General features: G+C 31.5%; 12 protein-coding genes. 4 read left to right on the top strand and 8 right to left on the bottom strand.

What is annotated here, in order from left to right:
- Positions 1–883: 883 nt before the first annotated feature.
- The 7 genes from P7D84_RS13140 to P7D84_RS13115 form a co-directional block, all read right to left on the bottom strand.
- On the bottom strand, positions 884–1,711 hold the full coding sequence (locus P7D84_RS13140; RefSeq protein ID WP_311806734.1) for a manganese catalase: 828 nt from the start codon (positions 1,709–1,711) through the stop codon (positions 884–886).
- 22 nt (positions 1,712–1,733) lie between these two features.
- A complete protein-coding gene (locus P7D84_RS13135) occupies positions 1,734–1,979 on the bottom strand; it encodes a GlsB/YeaQ/YmgE family stress response membrane protein (protein WP_311806732.1) in 246 nt (81 codons plus the stop codon).
- A 25-nt stretch (positions 1,980–2,004) separates the two neighbouring features.
- Positions 2,005–2,547 (bottom strand): Asp23/Gls24 family envelope stress response protein, encoded by a 543-nt coding sequence (locus P7D84_RS13130; protein ID WP_311806730.1) that lies wholly within the window; start codon positions 2,545–2,547, stop codon positions 2,005–2,007.
- Positions 2,548–2,773: 226 nt separating this feature from the next.
- The gene (locus P7D84_RS13125) at positions 2,774–3,667 is read right to left on the bottom strand and encodes an SDR family oxidoreductase (protein WP_311806728.1); all 894 of its coding nucleotides are present in this window, start codon (positions 3,665–3,667) and stop codon (positions 2,774–2,776) included.
- A 59-nt stretch (positions 3,668–3,726) separates the two neighbouring features.
- Positions 3,727–3,975: an iron-sulfur cluster biosynthesis family protein gene (locus tag P7D84_RS13865; RefSeq protein WP_376716931.1), complete on the bottom strand. Its 249-nt coding sequence runs from the start codon at positions 3,973–3,975 to the stop codon at positions 3,727–3,729.
- 134 nt (positions 3,976–4,109) lie between these two features.
- Positions 4,110–4,958: a glycosyltransferase family 8 protein gene (locus P7D84_RS13120; RefSeq protein WP_311806726.1), complete on the bottom strand. Its 849-nt coding sequence runs from the start codon at positions 4,956–4,958 to the stop codon at positions 4,110–4,112.
- Positions 4,959–4,960: 2 nt separating this feature from the next.
- Positions 4,961–5,821: a glycosyltransferase family 8 protein gene (locus P7D84_RS13115; protein WP_311806724.1), complete on the bottom strand. Its 861-nt coding sequence runs from the start codon at positions 5,819–5,821 to the stop codon at positions 4,961–4,963.
- Positions 5,822–5,996: 175 nt separating this feature from the next.
- Between P7D84_RS13115 and P7D84_RS13110 the strand changes: the two genes are divergently transcribed.
- The 3 genes from P7D84_RS13110 (at position 5,997) to P7D84_RS13100 (ending at position 8,405) form a co-directional block, all read left to right on the top strand.
- Positions 5,997–6,785 (top strand): Cof-type HAD-IIB family hydrolase, encoded by a 789-nt coding sequence (locus P7D84_RS13110; RefSeq protein ID WP_311806722.1) that lies wholly within the window; start codon positions 5,997–5,999, stop codon positions 6,783–6,785.
- A 180-nt stretch (positions 6,786–6,965) separates the two neighbouring features.
- Entirely contained in the window at positions 6,966–7,409 is a 444-nt protein-coding gene (locus tag P7D84_RS13105; protein ID WP_311800642.1) for a DUF305 domain-containing protein, read from the top strand.
- Positions 7,410–7,460: 51 nt separating this feature from the next.
- The gene (locus P7D84_RS13100; protein ID WP_311806721.1) at positions 7,461–8,405 is read left to right on the top strand and encodes a magnesium transporter CorA family protein; all 945 of its coding nucleotides are present in this window, start codon (positions 7,461–7,463) and stop codon (positions 8,403–8,405) included.
- A 628-nt stretch (positions 8,406–9,033) separates the two neighbouring features.
- Here P7D84_RS13100 and P7D84_RS13095 read toward each other — a convergent pair.
- Positions 9,034–10,224, bottom strand: a complete 1,191-nt coding sequence (locus P7D84_RS13095) for an ATP-binding protein (protein WP_071858781.1) — start codon at positions 10,222–10,224, stop codon at positions 9,034–9,036.
- 350 nt (positions 10,225–10,574) lie between these two features.
- Between P7D84_RS13095 and P7D84_RS13090 the strand changes: the two genes are divergently transcribed.
- Complete coding sequence (locus tag P7D84_RS13090; RefSeq protein WP_311800641.1) at positions 10,575–11,129, top strand: tyrosine-type recombinase/integrase; 555 nt, start codon at positions 10,575–10,577, stop codon at positions 11,127–11,129.
- The last annotated feature ends 515 nt before the right edge of the window (positions 11,130–11,644 follow it).

Raw genomic sequence — 11,644 nt, 5'->3', positions numbered from 1 at the left:
GATTGTTTCCGATTAGCTATTGAACAATCAAAAAAATCTAATAGTGAAAGGTCTATTTGTTGTACTCATTTTTTGGACTTAACTGTTATAAAATATTTTTTTGATTTAGCTAATTTTCACTTGACTCTATATAGTTAGTCTTTCAAATTCGGTAAAGCTACTCTTATTAGCTTTTCAACAAAAGCTGGTTACCTCCTATAGCTACGTATTACTGAAGAGGAATTTTTACGTTTTAGTAATAAAGGTATTAGACTGATCAATAATGATATACCAATTGATTTGATGATATTTTTCATACTATTTACCTCCTAAAGACTAATAGATTCTCCGTAAATTTATGACGATCATAACCTATTTCAATAGAGATCAAAAAATAAAGATTTACCGAACATCCGTCCTTTCTAAAAGTGTACCTTAATCAAAGTCTCTATATTTTTCAAATCTCATGTTCAATTGGATCTATCGCTGTAGTATTTCTTCATATTATCTTATTTATCTTCTATCCTATTTCTATAATAACTTATATATATTTTATTACAAAATAAAACGATCTCAAAAAATCATTAAATAATATATTTTTATTTAAAATTGATGATATCCGTGTTTGTTGGTAATGATATCAATATATGAATAAAAAAATGATAAATAAAAAGAAATTTTTCATTTTAAAAAAATAATAAAATAAATATCTTGTTTAGAAATTTTAAAAATTATGGTGAGGAAAAGTCAAAATCATAGAATAAAAGATTTTTATATAAGATAGTTCGTGTCTAAAATCTATTTAACAGTATGGAAAACGAATAAATGGCAACTATCATTTAGGTAATTGCCGTTTTATTCATTCGGCTATATCCTAATAGGATAGTCTCTATTAAAATAGTTCTTACTTACCTACTGGTGTCCCATACATCTTTTCTGTTACTGAGTCTAGTTTAGGTACTTTGCCTTCTACTTTAGGTGTAGTATGATACTGATATTCTCCTTCCCCATCTAAAGCTTTCCCTGTTGCCCAATCTCCCTTCTTGCTTTCTTCACCTTCAGAAAAATTGTAAAAATCATAGGCGATATCTAATCGTTCTTTTTCTCGCGGAAAGGTACTAGGGACTAAAATTGATTTTTCGGATTCTTCTAGTTCTTTTACTGCAGTTGCCCAAAGATTTTGATGGTAGCTATCACGAGCTAGTAACACTGAAAGCAAGTCTTTTACTCCTTGATCATCAATCATTTCATAGATTCTTGCAACTTGTAATCTACCTTGAGATTCAGCGTTTAGATTTGCTCTAAAATCTGCTAATAAATTCCCACTAGCAATAATGTAAGCACCACTCCATGGATTACCTACACTATCGGACGGTCTTGGACCTAAGCCAGCAACAATAGCTTGTTGAGGGTTCATCCCTGAAATAATCGCACCAATCGTTGGGTCTTTTTCCATAGCAGCTTCTTGATCTTCAATAGGAGCTCCTTCTAACAAACGGGCGACCATTGTCGCTAACATTTCGACGTGTCCAATTTCTTCAGTAGCAATGTCCATTAACATATCCTTATATTTCTCTTCGCCGCGACAGCTCCAGCCTTGAAATAGATACTGCATTGCAACACTCATTTCACCATACTGTCCGCCAATCAATTCTTGTAGATATTTTGCAATTAATGGATTAGGCTTATTCGGCTTTGCTTCAAACTGTAACTCTTTTTTGTGTAAGAACATTTAATATTCCTCGCTTTCTATTTTATCTAGATCTGCTTAAAAAAAATGATACAATCAACACTAAAATAATCGCCCCAATAATAGAAGGAACAATCGCCATTCCCGCAAGCATCGGTCCCCAAGCACCAAAAATCGCTTGCCCTAACCAAGAACCGATCAAACCGGCAATAATGTTTGCTATCCATCCCATGCTGCTACCTTTTCCAGTTATTGCTCCTGCAATAACTCCGATAATAGCGCCGACAATTAATGTCCAAATTAATCCCATAGTAATTCTCCTTTTAATTTACTTGTTATGGTTCTGTATTTTCTTTAATCTTGCCACGCATTGTATCTGTTTTTTGGCTGATTGCTTCTTTAGCTTTTTCAGTTTTATCTGAGGTGAAATGTCCCGCAGTTTTTGCAGCATCTGTCATTTTATCTTGGACAGTCTCACTATCAGTTTCATATTCTTTGCGTGATTTGATATCTGCTACACATAGATTCACTTCAACAACATCCAGGTGTGTCATATTCTTTACTTCATCATGGATAGCTTGTCTGATTTCCTCAGCGATTTTAGGAATATCTTTCCCATACTCCACTACAATATCCATATCAACTGCCACTTGTTTTTCTCCTACTTCCGTGTTAATGCCTGAGGTGGTATTCTCTGTATTAACCAGTTTCTCTGCTGCATTAGAAAAAGCTCCACCATCTACAGTTAATAAACCATCTATATTCTTCACTGTTGTTCCTATAATCTTTTGAATCACCTTATCTTTATAAGTCAAATCACCTTTTAGTATTGACTGATGTTCATTTTGTGATGTATTTAGATCAGTCTGTTTTTCCATAATAGCCCCTCCTAAAAATTAGTAAATTGCCTCAAATTCCGTTGGATGATATTCTGATTTTCTAATATGCATCAATAAATATTCCTAGTATTATTATCAAAAAGCATAGTGACATTTATCTTTTCTTTTTCACCTAGTATTTGTTTTAATTTTGTACAAATTTTTTCTATCAAGGTTCCTGTTTTTCAGTGAACTATTTGTAACCAAAAAAGTATCAACTGTGACTTTATAGATTTATGGCTTCACCACCAGTAACCCCATAAATTTGTGCAGTGACGTAGCTAGCATCATTGGAAGCTAAAAAAACATATACTGGTGCTAATTCAACCGGTTGTCCGGCACGTCCAAGTAAAGATTCTTGCCCAAAATCTGGTAATGCTCCTTGAGGCTGTCCATGATCTAATTGAAGGGGTGTCCAAATTGGACCTGGAGCTACACCATTTACTCGAATCCCTTTTGACGCTAACTGCTTAGCTAAACCAATGGTAAAATTAGCAATCGCGGCTTTTGTTGCGGCGTAGTCTAATAAATGATCACTTGGATCAAACGCTTGGACTGAGGTGGTTGTGATAATACTACTGCCAGCTGGTAAATTAGGCAGTGCAAGTTGAACTAATTCAAACATAGCAATGATATTGATTGTAAAAGTATCTCTTATTTGCTGGATTGACAATTCTTCTATTGATTTTTTTGAGATCTGTTGAGCTGCATTCAATACTAAAGTATCTAACCCTCCTAAATCAGCTACTGCTTGTTCAATAATCTGTTTAGGTGTGGATTCTTCTCTGAGATCGTAAGGTAGTAAGCAAGCTTTTCTTCCAGCCTCTTGGATACATTCAGCTACTTCGTTAGCATCTTTTTCTTCGCCAGGATAAAATTGAATTGCTACATCTGCCCCTTCTTTTGCAAAGGCAATCGCTGCTGCCCGTCCGATTCCTGAATCTCCCCCAGTTATTAAAACACGTCGATTTTCTAATTTTTTGTTACCAACATAGCTTTTCTCACCACAATCTGGCTTCGGATTCATTTTTGCTTGTAAAGCAGGTGTATCTTGATCTTGTTTTTCAAATTTTTCTGTGTGAAATAGCTCTCTTGGATCTTTTAAAATTGGATTTTCCATAGTATTCTCCTTTTTATTTCATATTTTGTTCAACACATCTCTCTATTCACTGTTAATATTTAGCTAAAAAAGTAGTCCTTTAACTTAATATTATGATCAAGGATGTGGTGTTCATTTTTTAAGGTAAAACTGTTCAATAAATGATTAAATTCTATTGTTATCCATTCTCCTAGCAACTCTAAATCACTTTGAGCAACATACACTCTAAACTGTTCATTTTCGATTATCCACTTATATTGTTCATTGAATCTATTTTCAGCTAATCTTGGGATAATTTGAAAGTGACTACCTTTTGCGCAAGGCCCCATATCTGCTACACGGTAATCTCGTGGATTTAAAGAAGTTATATAAATGATTTTTTATAACCAATTCTTTGAATTAAAACTTCTTCTGCCTCATTCGTTACTATTAACTTCATATCCGTTCAACCAAATATTACTTATTACGAAGATTCTTTAAAATCAGTCATACGTGAATATTTTTTGTATAGCGTTCTTGCTGGTACATTCGACTCTTCATTCCAAGGTTTTGCGTGTCCGGTATAATGAATGATGTGAGGAGCTTGCCTTACTTCTTGATAAGCTCTTTCATATACAAGATTTGGCGGTGTTGTCTCATGAGCTAAAATATATCTTTGTGCATTCCACTTTGGATGGAGTGACACCCATCGATCATGTAAGACTGCATTCAATGCATCTTGATCGTGATAACACAATTTAGTTGGATTATTTCTTATGAAATCTAAAACTTTATCCGAAATTCCCTCATTCAACCATCTCTTCACATTGATTAACATTAAACCAGAATTAAAATAACGGTTTGTTAGCGATTCAATTTCCATTTTCTCTAATCGCTGATGAAATCCCGCATCTTCAACTGCTGCAAGCAAGTGTTGAGTGATATCTGTTTGCCATAACTGGGTAATATCTGTCAGCGCGATCATATCGCAGTCTAAGTATAAAATCTTATCAATCGTTGTGCCTCTAAATAATTCTGGAATTTTAATTCTATAATAGGCTGTCTCCGGTATACGATCACTTATTACAACATTCGTGAAATAAGATTTGTCGAGCTCCAGAAATTGTAGGGAATGATAAGCGGAATATTTATTTACTGTTGATCGTAATAACTCTTTACTTTCTTCTTCAATCGAATCATCCACAACGAAAAAATTAAATTTATATTCTTTTTTTTTGCAATTATCTAAAATTGAGACAAAAAGCGCTGCTAAATGTGGAACAAATTGAGTATTACAGCTTGCAACAATATGCATTTTCTCTTTTGTATTCATTTTTATTTTACCTCCTTTTCTGCAGAACGAACGATTGTTAATTTGTCCATATATTGTTCTTTGTATGGATGGCTTTTTAAGGTGTTCCATGGTTTATCATGTCCAGTAAAGTGAATAATTGCTGGATTATTTCTCCCCTCTTCATAAAGTGATTCATAACACTTAGTTGGTGCTGAAAAACGATTGAATACTAAAGATGTTTGCATATTCCATTTAGGATGAATGCCTTTCCAGTCCTCATATAAAACTGCATTTAATGCATCTTGATCATGGTATAGGATTTTATCAGCCTCTTTTTTTAAATAATCAAGCGTTCGTTCAGTAATATTTTGTTCTTGCCAACGCTCTAAATCGATTAACATAATGCCAGAATTAAAATAATAATCAGTTGAGGAAACACCCAAACGATTTAAAGCCTTGATTTGTCCCGGATCAATGACGGCACCAATTGTTTTTCCTTCTAAGTTTGTATCATAAAGTTCTTTTATATCCTCTAAAATAAGCGTATCTGCATCTATATAAAGCATCTTATGATATTTTTTTTCTCTAAGGATTGGTGGGACTGAGATTCGTAGGTAAGCAGTAATTGTAATGTGATCACTGATTAAACAATTTTCATAAAGATTTTTATTAGTATTGATAAAACTTAATTCAAGATAATCAGGTCTTATATCTATCACTTTTAATAGTCTTTCTCTATTTCTTTCTGTTAAACCATCGTCAATTATGTAGAAGTCAATAGTTGTTTCTTCACCAATATTTTCCACTAATGTGCGTAGCATAACTTCTGTGTAAATCGCATATCTATTATCTGTGGCAGTAACAATTGGAATTCTTTTTCTATTTTTTTTAATTTCACCCATGAAAATCTTCCCCTTTTCTAATCTAGAAACAATATATAATCTTCACTGTAAAAAAAGCAAATTATATGCAATTAAAACAATTTTTTTTATTTAATTTAATTAATAAAATCGCTTTATTTTTATTTGTTTATCTATTATGTTATTTTTAGTAGTGTATGGAAATGGAGGAGGTTCTATGAAGCTAGCTGCTATAGATTTAGATGGAACGTTATTAAATTCCAAAGGTCATGTAACACAGGAAAATGTACATGCACTTAGAACTTATCGTAATAAAGGCGGGATTGTTGCTATAGCGACAGGAAGATCAATTATTTCTTTAAAAGATACATTGATGAGTTTGGAAATTATGGACTACGCATTAACTTCTAATGGTGCTTTAATAGGTAAAATTGGGCCGTTTTCTCAAGTCAAAAAAATCAGTCTCCAAATGATTGAACCATCAATTGTCAACAAAGTTCTTGAATTTGCAAAAAAAATGCAAGTAACGATAATTGCCAGTCGAGAGACCCATGACGTAACTTTTTCTTTTTCTAATCAATATTTAGAACTAGATACTCCCTATGGACAACAATTTTATTTATCTGACAAAAAATATACATCGATTGATACTGAAAGTTATTTAAAACTTGCTCTAACTGATCATAATCACGAAAAATTAAATATTCTACAAAAATTGTTAACTGAAGTCAATATTTCAAGTGTCTTTTCCGATAAATATTTTCTAGAAGTAACTTCTAAAAAAGTTTCTAAAGCGGAATCTTTAAAATTTTTGTCACACTATTTAGAAATTAACAGAAGTGACATCATGGCTTTTGGTGATCAACAAAATGATCTTGAAATGTTACGTTACAGTGGTGTGGCCATTGCTATGGACAATGCTGTCCCATCTGTTAAAAAATATGCTGATTTGATCACTAAAACAAATGATGAATCCGGGGTAGCCTTTATTTTGAATAGTATTTAATTGTAAAGCCCCTCTTATCAGCCATTGCAATTTAGCTAATTAGCATAACCAACATTTACAAAATATGTTATTTTTATAGAAATAAAATAAATAAATTTAGATTCTAAATATTATATTTTTTCAATATTTAAATATATTTTTTGTTTCTTTATTTTTTAATAGACGGGAGAAGATTTAATAATGAGAAAATACGGGAAATTTTTAGGGATGATTAGTGTTTCAACTGTCTTAATGTTTGGAATGATGTATTTAAATGTGTACAAAATCGATCATATCTTTTTTAGTCAAACTAGGTTTTTTATGGCACTAATGATGGGAGCGATAATGGCGATTACCATGCTTTCATTCATGTGGAAAATGTATGACAATAAAAGAGTAAATATAACGATTCTTTTTGTCAGTATTTTTTTATTTTTTGGTTCATTATTTATGGTGAGAAGTCAAACTGCAGTAAATGATGCTGATTGGATGAAGGCAATGATCCCGCATCATTCAATCGCCATCTTAACTAGCAAGCGAGCAAATCTAACTAACCCTGAAGTTAAAGAACTCGCTAAAAGAATCATTGATACTCAGGAAAAAGAAATTAAAGAAATGAAGAAAATGTTAGATGAAGGCAAATAATCGCAGTTGAACTAAAAATTTTATACTCTATTCTCGGAAAGGATGAAAACCATGATTCAAAATTTTAGGATTGGGTCAAAAAGCGGTATACAAGAAAATAAAAGTGAAGAGAGTAATTGGATCGCTTTAGAAAATGCAACCGAAGAAGAACGAACGCAACTTATTCAAAAATATAAACTACCAGAAGAGATATTTATCGGAGCCAATCGTGCAGAAGAAGTTTCCCATCTAATGCCTTTAGAAAATACTGCACTGAAAAATGCTTATGTTTTAGTTTTAACAAATTTATCTGCAGCTAAAGAAGAGACAATTGAAGCACGACTAGAGCCGATTATTTTTATTGTCTCCGATTCCTTGCTGATTACTTACATGACTAAAGATTCATTTTTTATCGAACGTTTACTAAAAAGATATCAGAATAAAATAGAGACATTTGAAGGCTTGCTCACTTATAGTATTTTTATGATATACAACCATTTCATTCAAGAATTGATAGAAATAGAAAAAGAAATTGATGAGTTAGAAATTGCAGCAAGAAAAACAACTGAGAACAAAGCACTGTTTAAACTTGCAGATACTGAAAGAAAAATGATTTATATTGATCATACTTTAGCTGGTCAAAAGTCAACATTAGCAACGTTGTGGGAAAAAGAAGAATTTGTCAAAACAATTGATGACCCAAAAGTTTTATATGATATTCAACTTCATCAAAAGCACGCTGAGGAACTGGTCAGAATTTATAGGGACCTTTTAGAAACGGTTGGTGGACTATTCACGGATATGATGGATAACAATTTAAATCATTTGATGAAATACCTAGATTCTGCTGCCTTAATAATTTCTATTCCTGCACTTATCTCTGGTATCTGGGGGATGAATACCGGTGGTCTACCTGGGAAAGAATCACATTTCGGTTTTTTTATGGTCGTGGCCGTTGCTGTTTTGTTAGCAATTATAGTTGGAATCCATATAAAAAGAAAAGATTTCTCCAAATGAAAACCTCTATATAATTAGCAAATTGATATCATAATATGGTGTTAGTATCAAATCTTAGACATCTTTTCTATTGACACTTCATAGCGGCCTCTACTAAAATGTGTCCAAGATATTGACTCAAATCCAGTTCAACAACAACGAAAACACTGTACACACATATAGAAAATGATGAGACAACCGATGCTTTGAATTCACTTTAATGATGAGCTCTAAAATTTCTAAATCTAACTAGTTTTATCGTCCATTATTCCATCACTATATTAGATGATTGATAACAAACAAATTAAGCACTACCTTAATGTTGATTAAGGTAGTGCCACTGGTAGTAAAGTGTTTGATTCTAGATCTATGAACTATTGCAATGACTAATCTAATTAAATATCTTAGCCGCTTGACTGTCAATAGGACAAGCGGATTTTTTCTATAAAAAAATTTTACTTACATGATAATTATTTTCTAAAAATACTATTATCTTGAATTTTCATAGTATTAATTTTTTCTTTCCTCTATTCAATAAGATATCAATTGTCTTAAAATAAACCAAATGAGCTTAGAATCGTCCTCAGACGACCTGTATTTACCAAATTCAACAAATTTATAGTTAATTTAGATGTAAAGAAATTTTCCTCTACTCTAGCAACCAATCTACAATATATTTAATCTCGATTCCGTCAATTTGATTAACTTCTTGATAACGACCAGTAATTAGTATTTTTTTATAATTGTCTTTTATATTATTCAGGTTATCTGTTTCGTGAGTATTTGATGGAATGTCATAAGCTACCTGAACATATAATATATCGTCCAGTTTTTTCGCAATAAAATCTATTTCCTTATCTCCTAAACGCCCCACACTGACATCATACCCACGCCTTCTTAGTTCAAGATAAACTATATTTTCAAGCCTGTTGCCGTAGTTCCCCTCTCTTCGCCCTATAGCATTTCTTCTAAGACCAGAATCCACAATGAAATATTTCCCATTTGTTCTAAGAAATTCACGCCCACGAATATCATATTGTTGCACTCGATAAAATAAATAGCCAGCTTCTAACAATTCAAGATATCTATTGATAGTAGGAACAGAAGTTGACACACCTTCACTTTTTAGAGTATTAGCTATTTTTGTTGCATTAATTAGTTGTCCGATATTATCAGCTAAGAAACTGATAATTGCCTTTAGTGTAACGGAGTCTTTAATCCCTGATCTAAATGCAATATCATTGAGTACAATTGCATCAAAGATTCCTTGAAGTATAGTGTCTTTTATTTTTTCATCAGCTAGAACCACCGATGGGAAACCGCCATATTTTTCAAATTCACTATATGCTTGATCAACATATCTTGAATCGGGTGCTATTTCATTTACCTGAAGAAATTCACGAAATGATAGCGGATATACTAAAATTTCAATATATCTTCCACTTAAAAGAGTAGCTAATTCTCCAGAAAGCATATCAGCATTTGAACCAGTAATGGTTATGTCACAATCAAAACTAGTGTTGAGTCCATTAACCACTTTTTGCCAACCATCTACTAATTGAATCTCATCAAAAAGGAAGTAAATCTTGTCTGAATTATTAGGTAACAGTTTATCGAGGACCATTCTGAATTTTTTATCGGTATTGATGGTCTGGTATTCATAACTTTCAAAATTTATATATACAATATTAGAAGATGCTATTCCTTGATCGACTAAATATTCTCTGTAAAGTTTCATAAGAAAAGATTTTCCAGATCTTCGAACACCCGTCAAAATTTTTATAAAATCGGAATCTTTAAATTGGAGAATTTTATCTAAATAAAATGGTCTATCAAACATAATTATCTCCACCGCCTTTCTGAATTTAATATTAACACATTTAAAGCAAACTTTAAATATTCATAGTTTTATATATATGTTTTAGACCTTAAATTAAATTATTCATTGATACAATAAAAATAATCCAATCTTTAAAATATGTTTTTTTATGAGTATATTTAAAGATTAGTTTAAATAATATAATTGAATGTTCTGACTTCACTATTTTATCTAAAATAGTGAACTTAATTTGTTGATACATCTGGATTTTAATCTCGATTTCTTTTTAGTTCACTATTATGATATTATATCATTAGAATAGTGAAGACAGAATATTATTAATTTCGGAAACAATTTAGGAGTGAATTTGAATGGTTTATAATGTTCAACCATTAAGAACAGCAGAAGAAATTAGAGATTTTCAATTTTGGTTAAGAAGAACAAAATTTCCAGAACGAGATTCTTTTCTATTTTTATTTGGAATAAATAATGGCTTGCGTATTTCCGATATTGTAAAACTAAAAGTTCGAGAAATACGAGGTGTTTCGAAGCCAATAATTATCGAACAAAAAACTGGAAAGAGAAAACCGATTTATATTCAAAACTTACAACAAGAAATTATTACTTATACAAAAGATATGAATGATGAAGACTGGCTCTTCCCTAGCAGGCAGCAAGGTGGTCATCTTAAACCAAATACTGTATATAAGTTATATGCAGGTATTGCAAAAGATTTAGACCGAAATGATATTGGGACGCATACACTAAGAAAGACATTTGGGTATCATTATTATAAAAGAACTCACGACATTGCTACATTGATGTTTATCTTCAATCATAGTTCTCAGGCAATCACAAAAAGGTATCTTGGAATAACTGAAGATGAAATTGGCGATTCTTTAGCTGACTTCAAATTAGGTATTTAGCTAAGACCTATTTCAATCATCAACTGATTGATTAATCGAGGATCTAAGGAATAGTTGATAAAAAATTCCTATTAAAGTGATTATTGATCAGTGGAATGTTCTGCATACAAGTATTTTCAATTTTACCCTAATATTAAATGTATAAGTTATACTTCGTATGTTAATGACATCAAGTTTTTTAATATCGCGATTAAACATCTTCACCGTTTCTAAAGAAAGTTCATTTATTAATAGCGATATATTTCGTTTGCAATATTAAAATCAAATGTTATCTGTTGAACTACAAATCTATTTTCGATAATACAGATTTTATATAGATTTCCATTAAGAGAAAAAGGGATTACTCTCTTTTTCTCTTTTAGAATAACTTTAATAAAAATTAAATTAACCCTTATTAAATAATTTGTTCTAAATAACTTATTTCATTACTGATATATAGAGAGTGTAAAATATTTTGTGTAAATGAATAAAATCCATACAAAAAAGGAAGTCCCTTCTGTAGAATTAAGTTTACG

The sequence above is a fragment of the Enterococcus dongliensis genome (assembly GCF_031927985.1).
GTDB classification, from domain to species: Bacteria; Bacillota; Bacilli; order Lactobacillales; family Enterococcaceae; genus Enterococcus_A; species Enterococcus_A dongliensis.
Note: the sequence above shows the minus strand (reverse complement) of the source record. Positions and strands in the feature narration are given on the sequence as shown.

Excerpts from the sequence above, each read along its gene's own strand:
- P7D84_RS13090 (WP_311800641.1), top strand. The coding sequence starts at position 10,575 with ATGGTTTATAATGTTCAACCATTAAGAACAGCAGAAGAAATTAGAGAT.
- P7D84_RS13110 (WP_311806722.1), top strand. The coding sequence starts at position 5,997 with ATGAAGCTAGCTGCTATAGATTTAGATGGAACGTTATTAAATTCCAAA.
- P7D84_RS13865 (WP_376716931.1), bottom strand. The coding sequence starts at position 3,975 with ATGGGGCCTTGCGCAAAAGGTAGTCACTTTCAAATTATCCCAAGATTA.
- P7D84_RS13105 (WP_311800642.1), top strand. The coding sequence starts at position 6,966 with ATGAGAAAATACGGGAAATTTTTAGGGATGATTAGTGTTTCAACTGTC.
- P7D84_RS13125 (WP_311806728.1), bottom strand. The coding sequence starts at position 3,667 with ATGGAAAATCCAATTTTAAAAGATCCAAGAGAGCTATTTCACACAGAA.
- P7D84_RS13095 (WP_071858781.1), bottom strand. The coding sequence starts at position 10,224 with ATGTTTGATAGACCATTTTATTTAGATAAAATTCTCCAATTTAAAGAT.
- P7D84_RS13115 (WP_311806724.1), bottom strand. The coding sequence starts at position 5,821 with ATGGGTGAAATTAAAAAAAATAGAAAAAGAATTCCAATTGTTACTGCC.
- P7D84_RS13140 (WP_311806734.1), bottom strand. The coding sequence starts at position 1,711 with ATGTTCTTACACAAAAAAGAGTTACAGTTTGAAGCAAAGCCGAATAAG.
- P7D84_RS13120 (WP_311806726.1), bottom strand. The coding sequence starts at position 4,958 with ATGAATACAAAAGAGAAAATGCATATTGTTGCAAGCTGTAATACTCAA.
- P7D84_RS13135 (WP_311806732.1), bottom strand. The coding sequence starts at position 1,979 with ATGGGATTAATTTGGACATTAATTGTCGGCGCTATTATCGGAGTTATT.
- P7D84_RS13100 (WP_311806721.1), top strand. The coding sequence starts at position 7,461 with ATGATTCAAAATTTTAGGATTGGGTCAAAAAGCGGTATACAAGAAAAT.
- P7D84_RS13130 (WP_311806730.1), bottom strand. The coding sequence starts at position 2,547 with ATGGAAAAACAGACTGATCTAAATACATCACAAAATGAACATCAGTCA.